Here is a 15,837-nt window from a genome sequence, read left to right on the forward strand (position 1 = left end):
AACAAGTCAGACTCGGGTATTGTTGAATTCTCGCTCCTAAGATAATAATTTGCTAAATATTCCCAGAGGTTTAATTCGCACATTTAACAGGAGCGCTTGGTGCATATTCATATTTTAGGTATTTGCGGTACGTTTATGGGCGGGTTAGCCTTAATTGCCAGAGAATTAGGGCATACGGTCAGTGGCTCGGATCAAAATGTATACCCCCCTATGAGTACCCAGCTAGCTGTGCAAGGGATTCAGTTGATGCAGGGTTATAAGGCCGAGAATCTTAAACTTAAACCGGATTTAGTGGTGATTGGTAATGCCATGTCGCGGGGTAATCCTGAAGTAGAAGCGGTGTTAAATCAGGGTTTAAGGTATACCTCGGGGCCACAGTGGTTATCTGAATATGTGCTGCAAAATAAATGGGTTTTAGCTGTTGCGGGAACTCATGGAAAGACGACTACCAGTAGCATGCTGGCCTGGATTCTGGAGCATCAGGGATTTAAGCCAGGCTATTTAATTGGTGGAATTCCGATGAATTTTGGAATTTCGGCGCGCTCGGGCGAATCTGACTTTTTTGTGATTGAAGCAGATGAGTATGATTCCGCTTTTTTTGATAAGCGCTCAAAATTTGTCCATTATCGGCCACGGACAGTCGTGTTAAACAATCTGGAATTTGATCATGCGGATATTTTTGATGATTTAGACGCGATTAAACGTCAGTTTCATCATTTGGTCAGAACCATACCGGGTGAAGGTCTGATTGTTTGTCCTGCAGTTGATAGCAATATTCAAGATACTCTGGCTATGGGCTGCTGGACTCCAGTGCAATTAACCGCTATTAATCAGAAAGTGGCATGGCAGGCGCAGTTACTGGCGGAAGATGGTAGCCAATTTGCTATTAGCTTTAATCAGCAAGCTCAGGGAGATGTCGAGTGGCAACTAACGGGCTTGCACAATGTATATAACGCTTTAGCGGCTATTGCAGCAGCAAGGCATATCGGCATATTACCCGTTGATGCAATAGCGGCGTTATCAAAATTTAAAAATGTTAAGCGGCGCATGGAAGTGATTGCTCAGATAAAAGGCGTTACTCTATACGACGATTTTGCCCACCATCCTACCGCCATTCAAATGACTTTAGAGGGTTTACGCAAACACGTAGGCACAGAGAAAATTATTGCTGTGGTCGAGCCGCGTTCTAATACGATGCGTATGGGTGTGCATCGTGAAGTGTTGGCTGACTCCTTGATACTCGCTGATCGTGTGCTTATTTATCAGCCTGAAGAACTAGGCTGGGATTTGTCTGAGCTGCAAACCGAGACAAATAATATTCAAATATGTTCTTCTATAGACCATATTATCAGTGAGCTTCAACAAGAAGTTGCACCTGATAGCCATTTTTTAATGATGAGTAACGGTAGCTTTGGTGGTATTTATCAGCGCTTACAAAATGAGCTGTAGCTTATCTATAAGTTCTCAGGAATTTACAACGATAAACCCATTTTATAAATTGTCCACGAAAGACACCAAAAACACGAAAATATTTTTAACGGGTGACCATGCAATTCGCTGTTTTCAAAGGTATATGAAGAATGCCGTCAATTTTCGTGTCTTTCGTGATTTTCGTGGATAAAAGTGTAAGCTGGGAAATGAAAGATGCCTAATAATACGCCTAAAATGACAGGTTTCGTAACTTGCGAGTGAGCTTGTAAACCCCGCCAATCAATTGCTTTCGTGGCCTCGATTGTAGGGTTTTACACCTCTATCCTACACAAAATACTTTCACAGTCTCTATAGAGGTTATGCTTGAAATCGTGAGCAATTGATTTTTCTAGTAGCTTACATTTACAACGATAAACCCATCTTAAAAACTGTCCACGAAAAACACGAAAAACACGAAAAACACGAAAATATTTTTAACGGGTGATCATGCAATTCGCTTTTTTCAAAGGAATACCTGATTACGTACAATTCTCAGCCATAGTAGAATAAAGCTTGAAACATCAGTCTGCTAAAAACCTCGTTATTCCCGAAGTCTGTTATCGGGAATCTATGCTTATCCGACTAGATTCCTGCTTAAAGCATGCAGGAATGACGAAGTATAGCTGAGGGTTATGGGTAATCAGGAAGGTATATGAAGAATGCCGTCAATTTTCGTGTCTTTCGTGATTTTCGTGGATAAAAGTGTAAGCTGGCAAATGAAAGATGCCTACTAATGCGCCTAAAATTACAGGCTTCGTAACTTGCGAGTGGGCTTGTAAACCCCGCTAATCAATTGCTTTCGTGGCATCGATTGTTGGGTTTCGTACCTCTACCCAACCTACAAAAAATACTTTCACAGCCGCTAGAAATCCTCAGTCGTGACTGCGCGAAGTATACATGCAATTCAATTACGAGGTCTTGTCATAACGCTGTCATATTCGCCATACATAATAGTATAAATATTAATTTGAATATGAGAGTTTAAACATGAAATTTACCTCTAAGGTGAAATCTTTAGTTGCTATCGTTGGCTTAGTATCAGCGTCTGTCGCGAGTAATACTGTATTGGCTGTGCAAACAGTTGATTCTGGTCTTGTTGAATATAAAAAAGAAAGTGGCGTTTCCGGTAATCTCTCTAGTGTTGGTTCTGATACTTTGGCGAACCTTATGACATTATGGGCTGAGTCATTCAAGCGTTATTATCCTAATGTAAATATCCAGATTCAGGCCGCTGGTTCATCAACTGCGCCGCCGGCATTAACAGAAGCTACGGCGAATATCGGTCCTATGAGCCGTAAAATGAAAGATAAGGAATTGGACGCTTTTGAGAAAAAGTACGGTTATAAACCGACAGCAGTTCCTGTTGCCATTGATGCATTAGCGATTTATGTTAATAAAGATAATCCTATAGAAGGCATGACTATCGCACAGGTGGATGCGATTATGTCATCTACACGTAAATGTGGTTACCCTACGGATATCACTACTTGGGGTGAAGCTGGCTTAAGCGGTTCGTGGGCAAATAAAAGCATTCAGTTGTACGGGCGTAACTCAGTGTCAGGTACTTATGGATATTTTAAGAAAAAAGCTTTATGTAAAGGCGATTTCAAAAATAATGTGAATGAGCAACCAGGCTCAGCATCGGTCGTACAATCAGTATCGACTTCATTGAATGGTATTGGTTATTCAGGTATCGGTTATAAAACATCGGGTGTAAAAGCAGTTGCTTTAACTAAAAGAGAAGGCTCGCCTTTTATCGCTGCAACACCTGAGAATGCGCTAACAGGTAAATATCCTTTAGCGCGCTTCTTATATGTTTATGTCAACAAAAAACCTAATCAGCCATTAGCACCTTTAGAAAGAGAGTTTATCAAAATGGTACTTTCTAAAGAAGGGCAGAAAATTGTTATTAAAGACGGCTATATTCCATTGCCAGCAAGTGTTGTTGAAAAGAAATTGGCTGAACTAAAATAAACAGTTTGTTCTAGGCAAGCAAATAAGGATGTTTTGTGGCAGGGATGCCTTTTTAATTTAGGTTTCAATTGCACCCTTTTTAACCTAGAAAAATCAGTTGGGCGCGGAATTATAGTGCACGATATTGAATTAACATAACACTTTCAAAAAATCTTAGATTCACCCGTAGGTTAAGCGGGCATTTTTTGGAAGTGTTGTGGAATCAAGAGCGTGTGCTAGAAACCGTGAGCAACTGATTTTTCTAGGTATAAGGGAGGCAAATGATGCAAAACCAGGAAGTCAGTATTCATAAAATGTGGGTGCTGGCTTTTTTTGTCTATCATAATGATGTAATAAAATTTTAGTATAATGTAATGCTGATTTTAAGACACAATCTTTTAAGCTCATAATTTATGACAACATCAAAATTGCAGGTAAGTGCCAATTATCAGAAGTGGCGCAAGATAAAAGACCAATTTACCCGCTATGGTGTTGTTGCTGGTGGCCTGGGCGTTATTGTTGCCATTGTTTTAATCTTTTTTTATTTGATATATGTGGTTTATCCGCTATTTGTCTCCGCAGATGCGCATGAGTTACACCAATATAAAGTACCTGAAGCTTCAGCTGGAAAAACTCTGTTTTTAACCTCGGAAGAGCAGAATGAAGTGGGGGTGCGTTTTACCGCTCAGGGTAAAGCCGTTTTTTTTGCGGTTGATACCGGCGCGGTGCTGACTACCGAATCTATTGGCGTGCCAGAGGGTGCGACTATTACCAGCTTTGCTGTAGGTTCGCCAGCAAAGGGTTATGTGGTTTATGGTCTGGATAATGGCACCGTGATAGTTGCCAGACATAAATATCGTATTACCTATCCTAATGATAAACGTTTAATTACACCGCAATTAGAATTTCCATTGGGCAAAGAAGCTTTACAGATCGACCCGCAAGGGCAGGCAATTATCGATGTTGCTTTTAGGGCCAATGAGTCGGGTAGCACATTTGCCGCAAGAACTTCAGACTACCGGATAGTATTAACAAATTTCTTTAAGGAAGAGTCGCTGTTTGCTGATGAAGAGAGTATGGAGCGCATTGATGTCACTTTAGATTTCAATGCAATCAACCTCGAATATCTTTTGTTAGATAAGGAGCAACGCAATCTCTATTTAGCAACTAAAAATGGTGACTTAAGTCTATTTAATATCAGCGATAAGCAGCACCCAGAGCTTACCCAGCATAGAAAAATCCTGAATGTTGGTGAACAGCTCACTAGCCTGGTTTTTTTAACCGGTGAATTGTCGCTACTGGCTGGCGATAACAAAGGCTTTGTTAGTCAATGGAGTCTAGTGCGGGATGCAATGAATCATTATTCCTTGCAGAAATTGCGTGTCTTTAAAGTATCTGATTTGCCGGTGATTGCCATTGATGCCGAACAGCGCCGTAAGGGCTTTGTGGTTGTTGATGCTGAAGGCGTAGCGAGTGTCTATCACTCTACTGCGGAAAGACAGCTATTAAAGGCGAAAGTTACGACTGCGGTTCCTGAGTTATTAGTGATGGCGCCTAGAGCTAATGCTTTTTTATTACAGGACAATCAGGGCATGATCCAGGTCTGGGCTGTGGATAATGAACATCCTGAAGTCTCGATTAAATCAATCTGGCAGGAGGTCTGGTACGAAAGCTACCCACAACCTGATTATATCTGGCAGTCTTCTTCTTCAAGTAACGACTTTGAGCCTAAGTACAGTTTGACTCCGCTGGTGTTTGGAACTTTAAAAGCGGCTTTTTACGCGCTGCTATTAGCCGTTCCTCTGGCGATTATGGGGGCGATCTATACAGCGTATTTTATGGCTGCTCCGCTACGTAGAATAGTCAAGCCCAGCATAGAAACTATGGAAGCACTGCCTACTGTTATTTTAGGTTTTCTGGCAGGCTTGTGGCTAGCGCCGTATATCGAAGAGCATTTAATGTCGGTGTTTAGTATATTACTGGTTCTACCTGTGGCAGTGTTATTGTTTGCTTTTGCATGGCACCAGCTGCCAGAAAAAATAAGCTCAAAAATTCCTGAGGGCTATGATGCAGCCTTGCTTATTCCTGTTATCTTATTGGCGACTTTCTTTGCATATAGCATCAGTGCGCCATTAGAAGCGCTGTTCTTTAAGGGTAATATCATTGCCTGGTTTAATGATGAGCTGGGCATAGGCTATGATCAACGAAACTCACTGGTAGTAGGCCTTGCCATGGGTTTTGCGGTGATTCCGACCATTTTTTCCATTACTGAAGATGCTATTTTCAGCGTACCCAAGCATTTAACCGTAGGTTCATTAGCCTTAGGTGCAACACCGTGGCAAACCATGACTAGAGTGGTGTTGTTGACTGCGAGCCCGGGTATCTTTTCTGCGGTAATGATTGGCTTGGGGCGCGCCGTGGGGGAAACGATGATCGTGTTAATGGCGACCGGGAATACACCGGTGATGGATCTAAGTGTCTTTCAGGGTATGCGTACATTGTCGGCTAATATCGCGGTCGAAATGCCCGAGTCTGAAGTCGATAGTACCCATTACCGAGTGCTGTTTTTAGCGGCCCTGGTTTTATTCAGCTTCACCTTTGTTTTTAATACGCTGGCAGAATTAATACGCCAGCATTTGCGTGAAAAATACAGCTCATTATGATGATTGATGATAGAAATTTAGCTTTAAAGGGTGAGTATGATTCGTGAATGGTTTAAAACAGGCGCGCCATGGGTTTGGTTGAATGCTGCTGCAGTGAGCTTAAGCTTGATTATGGTCTTTGGTCTGTTGCTGCTTATCGCTATTCGAGGCTTAGGACATTTCTGGCCCGCTTCTGTGGCATCTATTGAATATGTCGATAAAGGTGCGACACAAGCAAGTACCGTGGTGGGTGAAATAATTGAGAAGCAAGTGCTCAAGCCCGAGCTTGCGGCCGCAGCAGGTTATTCGCCCGAACAGGCAAAAGCAGGTCTACAGCAATATTTAATAAAAACGGGTAATCGCGATATCAGTGGACTAGACTTTCGCTGGTTGCTGGGCAAGGATATTAAAAAGACCGATTACCCTGAGAAGTTATTAGTACTGGAACGCCGTGAGTGGGGTAATTTTTATGGCTATCTGGAAAGCATTAAGCAGGATGGCAAGATAGTTGCCGAGGGCGATGCTGCCTGGACTGATTTAGAAAAACGTATGCAGCGTATGCTGGATATTTTCGATCAAATTAAAGATATAGAAAAGCATGATATTGGTGTCATTAATTATCAATTGGAGCGCTTACGTTTAAAACAACGCAAACTGGAATTGCAAGGTAAGTTTGATGCACAGGTAAAGCAGGGTTTTGCAACAGAGAAAGCAGAATTTGAAGCTAAATATAAAGTCTTGCAAGCAAACCTGGTTGAGCTAAACCAGAAAATTAGACGTGATAGCCTGGTTGCAACAGCTGCAAATGGACAGGAAGTTGAAATAGCATTAGAAAAAGTTGTGTTGTATTATCAACCGAATGCGATGAATGTGCTGCAAAAAATTGGACATTACTTTAGTAAGGTCTGGGAATTTTTAAGTGATGATCCTCGCGAAGCCAATACTGAAGGAGGCGTTTTCCCTGCTATTTTTGGTACGGTAATGATGGTAATGATTATGGCCGTTATTGTGACCCCGTTTGGGGTGATTGCCGCCGTGTATATGCGTGAATACGCCAAGCAAGGTGCTATGACGCGTATTATTCGAATTGCAGTGAATAATCTGGCGGGTGTGCCGTCTATCGTATATGGTGTCTTTGGCTTGGGTTTTTTTGTGTATATCCTAGGTGGAAATATTGATTCGCTGTTTTTTCCCGAAGCCTTGCCTGCGCCTACTTTTGGAACACCGGGAATGTTATGGGCATCATTAACGTTGGCATTGCTTACTTTACCGGTAGTGATTGTTTCTACTGAGGAAGGTTTGTCGCGTATTCCTAAATCCATACGTGAAGGCAGTCTTGCATTAGGTGCCACTAAGGCAGAAACTTTGTGGCGTACCGTTTTACCCATGGCTAGTCCGGCAATGATGACCGGTTTGATTTTGGCCGTTGCCCGTGCTGCGGGAGAGGTTGCGCCATTAATGTTGGTTGGGGTGGTAAAGTTAGCGCCCACACTGCCGCTGGATAGCAACTTTCCCTTTATGCATTTAGATAGGAAATTTATGCATTTAGGTTTTCATATCTATGATGTTGGTTTTCAAAGTCCGAATGTTGAAGCAGCCCGCCCTCTGGTTTATGCTACTGCATTGCTATTGGTGATGGTTATTATCGGCTTGAATTTATTTGCCGTGAGTATAAGAAACCATTTGCGTGAAAAATATAGAGCTTTAGAAAATTAAGCGGCTTGTTTCTCGCCATGAAGAGAGTGAAGGCTAGAGCTTGCCATTTATGATAGTCAGGATTCAAGCATAAGTCCTTCATGGTTAAAATAATTATTTAAATAGACAGCAATCGAGTAACCTTATGAGTACAGAACCAGCGCGTACACATGCCATTGATATGAGTGCTATCACGCGAGATAATCAAGCGATAAAGACAGCCAATAACACGAGTATTGATATTCAGAACTTAAACATGTTCTACGGAGAGAAACAGGCCCTGCAAAATATCAGTATGCAGATTCCTGAAAAACAGGTCACTGCTTATATTGGCCCGAGTGGCTGTGGAAAATCAACCTTATTGCGTTGTATAAACCGCATGAACGATTTAGTTGATAGCGCCAGGATTGAAGGTAGTATCAGTATTGAAGGTAAAGATATTTATCGACCTGGTGTAGATGTCGCAGAGCTACGCCGCCATGTAGGCATGGTATTTCAAAAGCCTAACCCTTTTCCTAAGTCGATTTACGAAAACGTGGCGTATGGCTTACGAATTCAGGGGGTTAATGACCGAAGAACGCTGGATGAAGCAGTAGAAAAATCTTTGCGTGGTGCGGCGATCTGGGATGAAGTAAAAGATCGTTTGCAAGATAATGCATTGGGTATTTCCGGTGGGCAGCAGCAGCGTTTAGTGATTGCCCGTGCGATTGCTATTGAGCCTACTATTTTGTTGCTGGATGAGCCTTCATCAGCGCTGGATCCTATTTCATCATTAAAAATTGAAGAATTAATTAATGAATTAAAAGAAACCTATACTATTGTTATTGTGACGCATAATATGCAACAGGCGGCACGTGTGTCAGACTTTACGGCGTTTATGTATATGGGAGATTTAATTGAATTCGGTGATACCAACACCATCTTTACTAATCCAGAAAAGAAGCAAACAGAAGATTATATTACTGGGCGATACGGATAAATCAGCAAACTAAGCGAGCAAGCAAATGGAAAAATCACGTATAGGGCAACATATTTCTCATCAATTTAATGAAGAAATAGGCGATCTGCGTAATAAGGTTCTTATTATGGGTGGGCTGGTTGAACAGCAAACAGTTGATGCTGTTGAAGCGGTAGTGACAGGTAATATTGACTTAGCAGAAGATGTCGTGCAAAGTGACAAAACGGTCAATGCACTGGAGCAGGAAATTGATGGAGATTGCCTGCTAATCATTGCCAAGCGGCAACCTGCAGCATTTGACTTGCGTTTATTGATTGGTATTTCAAAAACAATTACCGAGCTGGAGCGGATAGGCGATCAGGCGACGCGGATTGCGGAAATGGCTTTTAAACTTGAAGAGACTAATCGGGATTTATCAGAATTTCGAGAATTAAAGCATCTATCTGAATTAGTTAGAAATATTTTACATGATGCGCTGAATGCGTTTGCACGTTTAGATATAGAAAGTTCAGTTGAAATATTATCCCGGGACAAGGAAATCGATCAGGAGTATATCAGCGTTTTTCGCCAGCTAACACTATCGATGATGGAAGATAACCGTAATATCAAACGGGCATTAAACATTATGGCCGTTATTCGTGCTTTAGAAAGAACCGGTGATCATGCCTGCAATGTCTGTGATTATGTGATTTATGCGGTGAAAGGCGAAGATGTGCGGCATATGGATGAAGCAGACATTAAACAAGCTGTGTTAGGAGCGAAGGATTCTTGCCCTTAGTTGAGTAACAACATTGTGTGGCACTGCTTAGGGTTGTGTTTCCTGCTCTAGTAAAACAACGGTATACTGCTAGATAATTTTAGACTCTCAATTAGCCAGCTGATGGATAAATTAACCGGAATGAAGGTTTTTGTAAGCGTTGCCAAAGCGGGTAGTTTTGTCGGTGGCGCGAAAGAAATGACTATTTCCCGTGCAATGGCAACTAAGCATATTGGTCAACTGGAAAGTTATCTGGGGGCGCGTTTATTTAATCGCACCACTCGAAGCTTAAGCTTGACTGATGTGGGGGCTGCCTATTTAAAACGCTGTCGCATAGTATTGTCCGAAATTGAAGAAATGGAGGGCGCGGTTACCCAGTTGCATACCGAGCCACGCGGGAAATTAAAAGTGAGTTCCCCCCCTGTTATTGGTGCTCTCTATATTGCACCGGCAATATCAGAGTTTCTTGCCCTGCATAAAGACTTATCTGTAAATCTGGTATTACAAAGTAATTTTGGCGACCTGGTGGATGAAGGAATTGATGTCGCAATTACTTTTGGCAGCATGGATGATACCAGCCATATAGCTAAGAAAGTAGCCAGTTCTCCTTTAGTGCTTTGCGGCTCGCCTGCGTATTTTGAGGAGCATGGCAAGCCATTGATACCTGAAGATTTAGAAAATCATAGCTGCCTGGTTAACTGGGCTATCCCTCCGCGCAATAAATGGAATTTTAAAGGTCTGGAGGGGGAAAAAGAAGTTAAGGTCAGCGGCAGGATGGAAGCAAATGCAGCTGACCCTATTCGTATTGCGGCAAAAAAAGGACTGGGTTTAGTCATGTTGCCGGAATATATTGTCAGCAGAGATATAGAGAAAGGCTATTTGCAGGTTGTTCTGGATGACTATGCTATGGCGCCGGTAGATATCCATGCGGTGTATCCTCATCGTAAATACTTATCCGCCAAGGTGCGTTCTTTTCTAGCACACCTTGAAGACTGGTTAAGAACTCAATCCGCAGCGCGTGAATAAACAACTGCAAGATAAGTGGAATGGTATTTATGCTAATACTTCTGACTTATCTGTTGCGAGCCCTGCTGCCGTTTTAGCGGAAAATCAATATTTATTACCTCAATCGGGTACAGCGCTGGATTTAGCCTGCGGCCTGGGCGCTAATGCTCTGTTATTAGCTAAGCAAGGCCTGACTACACAAGCATGGGAAATTTCCGATATTGCGCTAAGTCATTTACAACGGCAAGCAGATGCTGAAGCCTTAGATATAAAGACATACGTCCGCGAAATAGCCCCAAGTAACTTTCCTTCTAACTGTTTTGATGTCATTGTTGTTAGTCGATTTCTTGACCGCTCGATTTGTGATGCGATAATGGTGAGTTTGAAAGTGGGTGGACTGCTGTTTTATCAAACCTATACACAACAAAAAACGACGCAACAAGGGCCTAATAATCCGCGTTTTTTATTGGCAGAAAATGAATTATTAAGCTTATTTGCTCCGCTGAAACTGGTTTATTATCGGGAAAATGCGAATTTAGGCGCAGTGCAACAAGGCCTAAGGAATGAAGCAATGTTTATTGGACAGAAAGTTTAGCTTAACGAGTTACCAGAAAATGATAGAAAATTTAACCCCCAGGCACTCATGGGATTTACTGCAGGCTAACCCAAAAGCTGTGCTGATTGATGTGCGTACCAAAGTTGAGTATGATTTTGTAGGTCATCCCTTAAATGCAATACATGTGCCCTGGAAGGAAGCGCCTGACTGGCGGTTAAATGCAGAATTTATTCCCCGGGTTAAACAAGCGGTGAGCGATATCGCGGTTCCTGTGTTGCTATTATGTCGCAGTGGTTCGCGTTCCTTAGCTGCAGCAGAGGCCTTGCAGGAAGCAGGTTTTAAGCACCTGGTGAATGTTCTTGAAGGCTTTGAAGGAGGTTTGGACGAGCAGAAACACCGGGGGGATTTAGGTGGCTGGCGCTTTTCTCAATTGCCTTGGGAACAATCCTAGTACAGAACTAGCTTGGAAAATTCATAGTTTATAAGCCAAGAGCAAAAGATTTAAAAACCTGGTGTTTTCTTACCGGAAAACATGACAATTATTAACAATAGTATAAATAAAGTGATAGAAAAATTAAGAAATATAGCCATTATTGCTCACGTTGATCATGGTAAAACAACTCTGGTTGATAAATTATTAGAGCAGTCTGGCACGTTCTCAGAGCATGAACAATTATCCGAGCGGATGATGGATTCAAATGATCTGGAAAGAGAGCGCGGCATTACCATTCTGGCAAAAAACACGGCTATAGACTGGAATGGCTATCACATTAATATTGTTGATACCCCAGGACACGCTGACTTCGGTGGTGAAGTAGAGCGTGTTTTATCGATGGTTGATTGTGTACTATTATTGGTTGATGCGGTTGATGGTCCCATGCCCCAAACACGCTTTGTCACCCAAAAGGCATTTGCTATGGGTCTAAACCCAATTGTTGTGATTAATAAAGTTGATCGCCCGGGGGCGCGACCTGACTGGGTTGTCGATCAGACCTTTGACTTATTTGATAATTTAGGCGCAACCGATGAACAACTAGATTTCCCTATAGTTTATGCCTCAGCCTTAAACGGTTATGCTGGCTTGGAATCAGATGTATCTGGTGGTGATATGACTCCGCTATTCGAAACGATTGTGGAAAAAGTAGCTCCTCCTGCTGTGGACATAGATGGCCCTTTCCAGATGCAGGTTATCAGCCTGGATTACAACTCTTATGTAGGTGTTATTGGTATCGGACGTATCCAGCGTGGTTCGGTAAAACGCAATATGCCACTAACTCTGGTTGATGTAGAAGGTAAAACTCGCAGCGGCCGAATGCTGAAGTTATATGGCTTCAACGGTTTAGAGCGGGTTGAATTGGAGTCAGCAGGTGCTGGAGATATTATCGCCTTCTGTGGTATTGAAAAGCTACAAATCTCGGAAACCCTGTGTGATCCTGACAATGTTGAAGCTTTACCCGCCTTATCAATTGATGAGCCTACGGTGAGTATGACTTTTCAGGTTAATAATTCACCTTTTGCAGGTAAAGAAGGGAAATTTATAACAACACGCCAAATTAGCGACCGTTTAGATAAAGAGTTACAGCATAATGTTGCCTTGCGTGTAGATTCAACAGAGGATCCTGATAAGTTTAAAGTATCGGGTCGTGGTGAATTGCATTTATCTGTTTTAATTGAAAATATGCGTCGTGAAGGCTTTGAGATGGGGGTTTCCCGTCCTGAAGTGATTATCAAGGAAATTGACGGGGTTAAATCAGAGCCTTATGAATATGTGACCATTGAAGTCGAGGAACAGCATCAAGGCACGATCATGGAAAAACTGGGTGACCGTAAAGGTGATCTAAAAGACATGGTGCCCGATGGTAAAGGCCGCATACGACTGGAATATATCGTACCCTCACGTGGTTTACTGGGCTTTCAAACTGAATTTTTAACATCCACTTCAGGTTCGGGTCTGTTCTACCATGTGTTTGATCATTACGGGCCGGTAAAAGAAGGCAGTGTGGGTTTACGTGTGCGCGGTGTGTTGGTCTCTATGGCCAAAGGTAAAGCGGTTGATTACTCGTTGTATCCATTACAGGCACGGGGTGAATTATTGGTCGTTAATGGTGATGAAATTTACGAAGGTATGTTAGTGGGTATTCATTCGCGAACTAACGATTTAGTGGTTAATCCGACTAAGCCTAAGCCACTAACTAACGTACGTGCATCAGGTACCGATGAGAGTTTAACGTGTGCCAAGATTCAAAAGATGACGTTGGAGCAGGCTTTAGAATTTATCAGTGATGATGAATTGGTTGAAGTAACACCAAAATCAATTCGCTTACGTAAGATTTTATTGACTGAAATTGAGCGTAAACGTTCGAAATAATCATTAAATTCTAGCTCTTAAGAGAGTTAACATAGGATGTGTTGACGATAGGACGCGCATCGATCACCGAAAGATGCGCTTCGTTCCTTAGCACATCCTATCACTCTTGCTTTTACTTTATGCTAGTGATGCTGTGGGAACAATAAGATAAAAGAAAATGACCAATAGAACCGCAAGTGTTGAACGCAACACACTGGAAACGAAAATTAGCGTCAGTATTAACCTGGATGGTACAGGCAAGGCAAAATTTGATACCGGCGTGCCTTTTTTAGAGCATATGCTGGATCAAATAGCCCGGAATGGTCTAATCGACATGGACATCTATTGTAAAGGTGATTTACAAATAGATGATCACCATACAGTAGAAGACATCGGTATTACGCTGGGCAAGGCATTTGCACAGGCTTTAGGTGATAAAAAAGGCCTGTTTCGCTATGGACATGCCTATGTCCCATTAGACGAAGCATTGTCGCGCGTAGTTGTTGATTTTTCAGGGCGTCCGGGTTTGCATTATGAAGTTGAGTTTAAGCGGGCAATGATCGGCAGCTTTGATGTTGATTTATTCCGTGAGTTTTTTCAGGGTTTTGTTAATCATGCCGGTGTTAGCTTGCATATTGATAATTTGAAAGGTGTGAATGCTCACCATATAGCGGAAACCATATTTAAAGCAATGGGTAGGGCAGTACGTATGGCCATTACCGAAGACCCGCGAATGGCAGGGATTATGCCCTCTACAAAAGGTGTTTTGTAGATGGGGAGTAGGCTTTAGCCTACATGTGGAGTCAATGCTGTTGACTTAAGATAAGCGCCTTCTCCAGAGGGAGAAGGTTGGGATGAGGGGGTTATAAATGCATGGTTTTATTCTCCTCACCCAACCCTCTCCAGCAAGAGAGGGCTTAAGTTAGCTGCATTGACATGTGGAGTGGGTTGTGTAGGCTAAAGCCTACTCCCCGGTATGCTTGGCTTAGCTTTTAGTTGCAATTTTTTAATCGATTTACTTACAAATTCAAATGTCTTCTGTAGCCGTTATAGATTATGGCATGGGGAATCTTCACTCCATTGCTAAAGCTCTGCAACACGCATCTCCTGAAGTTGATGTGCGTGTTGTCTCTGATAAACAATCCATTTTAGCCGCCGACCGAGTTGTATTTCCAGGTGTAGGCGCGATCCGTGATTGTATGTATGCTTTAAAAGCTGCCGAATTAACGGCAGTCATTTCTGAAGTGGCTCAAACCAGGCCTTTACTGGGAGTTTGTCTTGGTATGCAGGCTTTGCTGTCAAGTAGCGAAGAAAATGGCGGTACCGACTGCTTAGGTTTTATTCCTGGACGAGTGATTCATTTCGAAAAAGATTTGCAGGATGCTCAGGGCCAAAGGCTAAAAATCCCACATATGGGATGGAATAAAGTGCAGCAGCATGCGCATCCTTTATGGCAGAATATCGTACAGAACAGTCGCTTTTACTTTGTACACAGTTACTATGCTCAGCCTGATGAGCCAGATGCTATTGCTGCAACAACAGAGTACCCAGAGGCATTTACCTGTGCCATAGCAAAGGATAATGTCTTTGCTGTGCAGTTTCACCCGGAAAAAAGTCAGGCAGTGGGTCTACAATTGCTGAAAAACTTTTTGTGTTGGGATGGCCAGTCCTGATTTGTTTTGTTGAATAATTATAATAATTGAGGCTTAAAAAATGTTGTTAATACCCGCCATTGACTTAAAAGACGGCAAATGTGTGCGCTTGCGTCAGGGACGCATGGAAGATGACACGGTCTTTTCTGATAATCCGGTAGAAGTCGCTGGGCGCTGGGTTGCAGCGGGTGCAAGGCGCATTCATTTAGTTGATCTGGATGGCGCTTTTGCTGGTAAACCAAGAAATGCGGATATCATTCACCAAATTGTTAAGGCCTACCCAGATGTGCCAGTACAAATTGGTGGTGGAATACGCGATGAAGACACCATACAAAGCTATTTGGAAGCGGGGGTGAAATATGTCATTATTGGTACTAAAGCGGTTAGTGAACCCCATTTTGTACGCGATGTGGCGGTTGAATTTCCAGGGCATATTATTGTTGGTTTAGATGCAAAAGACGGTAAAGTTGCCATTGATGGCTGGTCAAAATTATCCCACCATGATGTGATAGATTTAGCGCAAAAATTTGAAGAGCATGGCGTTGAGGCTATTATCTATACAGATATTTCCCGTGATGGCATGATGCAGGGGGTTAATGTCGAAGCAACCGCTAAATTAGCGCGTGCTATTAATATACCGGTTATTGCTTCCGGGGGGATCACCAATATGGATGATATTCATGCGCTGGGTGCCGTTGCAGGAGATGGCATTATGGGCGCAATTACCGGGCGTGCTATCTATGAAGGTACGCTAGATTTTGCGGCCGCTGAAAAGCTTGCAGAATCTTTCGCTTAAAGGGTT

The 15,837-nt window shown here is 42.6% G+C and carries 13 protein-coding genes; all 13 read left to right on the forward strand.

What is annotated here, in order from left to right; all coding sequences use genetic code 11:
- Nucleotides 1-99: 99 nt before the first annotated feature.
- The 13 genes from mpl to hisA all read left to right on the forward strand — a co-directional run bounded on the left by mpl (nucleotide 100) and on the right by hisA (nucleotide 15,831).
- Nucleotides 100-1,449, forward strand: coding sequence for a UDP-N-acetylmuramate:L-alanyl-gamma-D-glutamyl-meso-diaminopimelate ligase (gene mpl / locus ACQY3F_RS00865; RefSeq protein WP_428353054.1), 1,350 nt, complete (start codon nucleotides 100-102; stop codon nucleotides 1,447-1,449).
- A gap of 1,008 nt (nucleotides 1,450-2,457) precedes the next feature.
- Nucleotides 2,458-3,444: a PstS family phosphate ABC transporter substrate-binding protein gene (locus tag ACQY3F_RS00870; RefSeq protein WP_428353055.1), complete on the forward strand. Its 987-nt coding sequence runs from the start codon at nucleotides 2,458-2,460 to the stop codon at nucleotides 3,442-3,444.
- A 392-nt stretch (nucleotides 3,445-3,836) separates the two neighbouring features.
- Entirely contained in the window at nucleotides 3,837-6,086 is a 2,250-nt protein-coding gene (locus ACQY3F_RS00875) for an ABC transporter permease subunit (RefSeq protein WP_428353056.1), read from the forward strand.
- 36 nt (nucleotides 6,087-6,122) lie between these two features.
- A complete protein-coding gene (gene pstA, locus ACQY3F_RS00880; protein ID WP_428353057.1) occupies nucleotides 6,123-7,781 on the forward strand; it encodes a phosphate ABC transporter permease PstA in 1,659 nt (552 codons plus the stop codon).
- A 124-nt stretch (nucleotides 7,782-7,905) separates the two neighbouring features.
- On the forward strand, nucleotides 7,906-8,739 hold the full coding sequence (pstB, locus tag ACQY3F_RS00885) for a phosphate ABC transporter ATP-binding protein PstB (protein WP_428353058.1): 834 nt from the start codon (nucleotides 7,906-7,908) through the stop codon (nucleotides 8,737-8,739).
- Between the two features lie 25 nt (nucleotides 8,740-8,764).
- Nucleotides 8,765-9,496, forward strand: coding sequence for a phosphate signaling complex protein PhoU (gene phoU, locus ACQY3F_RS00890; RefSeq protein ID WP_428353059.1), 732 nt, complete (start codon nucleotides 8,765-8,767; stop codon nucleotides 9,494-9,496).
- A 102-nt stretch (nucleotides 9,497-9,598) separates the two neighbouring features.
- On the forward strand, nucleotides 9,599-10,501 hold the full coding sequence (locus tag ACQY3F_RS00895; RefSeq protein ID WP_428353060.1) for a LysR substrate-binding domain-containing protein: 903 nt from the start codon (nucleotides 9,599-9,601) through the stop codon (nucleotides 10,499-10,501).
- A complete protein-coding gene (locus ACQY3F_RS00900) occupies nucleotides 10,494-11,075 on the forward strand; it encodes a methyltransferase domain-containing protein (RefSeq protein ID WP_428353061.1) in 582 nt (193 codons plus the stop codon). Before ACQY3F_RS00895 ends, ACQY3F_RS00900 begins: the two co-directional genes overlap by 8 nt.
- Nucleotides 11,076-11,094: 19 nt before the next feature.
- Nucleotides 11,095-11,487: a rhodanese-like domain-containing protein gene (locus tag ACQY3F_RS00905; protein ID WP_428353062.1), complete on the forward strand. Its 393-nt coding sequence runs from the start codon at nucleotides 11,095-11,097 to the stop codon at nucleotides 11,485-11,487.
- A gap of 111 nt (nucleotides 11,488-11,598) precedes the next feature.
- The gene (gene typA, locus ACQY3F_RS00910) at nucleotides 11,599-13,404 is read left to right on the forward strand and encodes a translational GTPase TypA (RefSeq protein ID WP_428357577.1); all 1,806 of its coding nucleotides are present in this window, start codon (nucleotides 11,599-11,601) and stop codon (nucleotides 13,402-13,404) included.
- Nucleotides 13,405-13,561: 157 nt separating this feature from the next.
- Complete coding sequence (gene hisB / locus ACQY3F_RS00915; RefSeq protein ID WP_428353063.1) at nucleotides 13,562-14,155, forward strand: imidazoleglycerol-phosphate dehydratase HisB; 594 nt, start codon at nucleotides 13,562-13,564, stop codon at nucleotides 14,153-14,155.
- Nucleotides 14,156-14,414: 259 nt separating this feature from the next.
- The gene (gene hisH / locus ACQY3F_RS00920; RefSeq protein ID WP_428353064.1) at nucleotides 14,415-15,056 is read left to right on the forward strand and encodes an imidazole glycerol phosphate synthase subunit HisH; all 642 of its coding nucleotides are present in this window, start codon (nucleotides 14,415-14,417) and stop codon (nucleotides 15,054-15,056) included.
- 40 nt (nucleotides 15,057-15,096) lie between these two features.
- Entirely contained in the window at nucleotides 15,097-15,831 is a 735-nt protein-coding gene (gene hisA, locus ACQY3F_RS00925) for a 1-(5-phosphoribosyl)-5-[(5-phosphoribosylamino)methylideneamino]imidazole-4-carboxamide isomerase (RefSeq protein WP_428353065.1), read from the forward strand.
- Nucleotides 15,832-15,837: the final 6 nt, after the last annotated feature.

This window comes from Methyloprofundus sp., from assembly GCF_965251085.1.
Taxonomy (GTDB): Bacteria; Pseudomonadota; Gammaproteobacteria; order Methylococcales; family Methylomonadaceae; genus Methyloprofundus.

Coding starts and splice junctions, on each gene's coding strand:
- ACQY3F_RS00870 (WP_428353055.1), top strand. CDS start 2,458: ATGAAATTTACCTCTAAGGTGAAATCTTTAGTTGCTATCGTTGGCTTA.
- ACQY3F_RS00875 (WP_428353056.1), top strand. CDS start 3,837: ATGACAACATCAAAATTGCAGGTAAGTGCCAATTATCAGAAGTGGCGC.
- pstA (WP_428353057.1), top strand. CDS start 6,123: ATGATTCGTGAATGGTTTAAAACAGGCGCGCCATGGGTTTGGTTGAAT.
- pstB (WP_428353058.1), top strand. CDS start 7,906: ATGAGTACAGAACCAGCGCGTACACATGCCATTGATATGAGTGCTATC.
- phoU (WP_428353059.1), top strand. CDS start 8,765: ATGGAAAAATCACGTATAGGGCAACATATTTCTCATCAATTTAATGAA.
- ACQY3F_RS00895 (WP_428353060.1), top strand. CDS start 9,599: ATGGATAAATTAACCGGAATGAAGGTTTTTGTAAGCGTTGCCAAAGCG.
- ACQY3F_RS00905 (WP_428353062.1), top strand. CDS start 11,095: ATGATAGAAAATTTAACCCCCAGGCACTCATGGGATTTACTGCAGGCT.
- hisB (WP_428353063.1), top strand. CDS start 13,562: ATGACCAATAGAACCGCAAGTGTTGAACGCAACACACTGGAAACGAAA.
- hisH (WP_428353064.1), top strand. CDS start 14,415: ATGTCTTCTGTAGCCGTTATAGATTATGGCATGGGGAATCTTCACTCC.
- hisA (WP_428353065.1), top strand. CDS start 15,097: ATGTTGTTAATACCCGCCATTGACTTAAAAGACGGCAAATGTGTGCGC.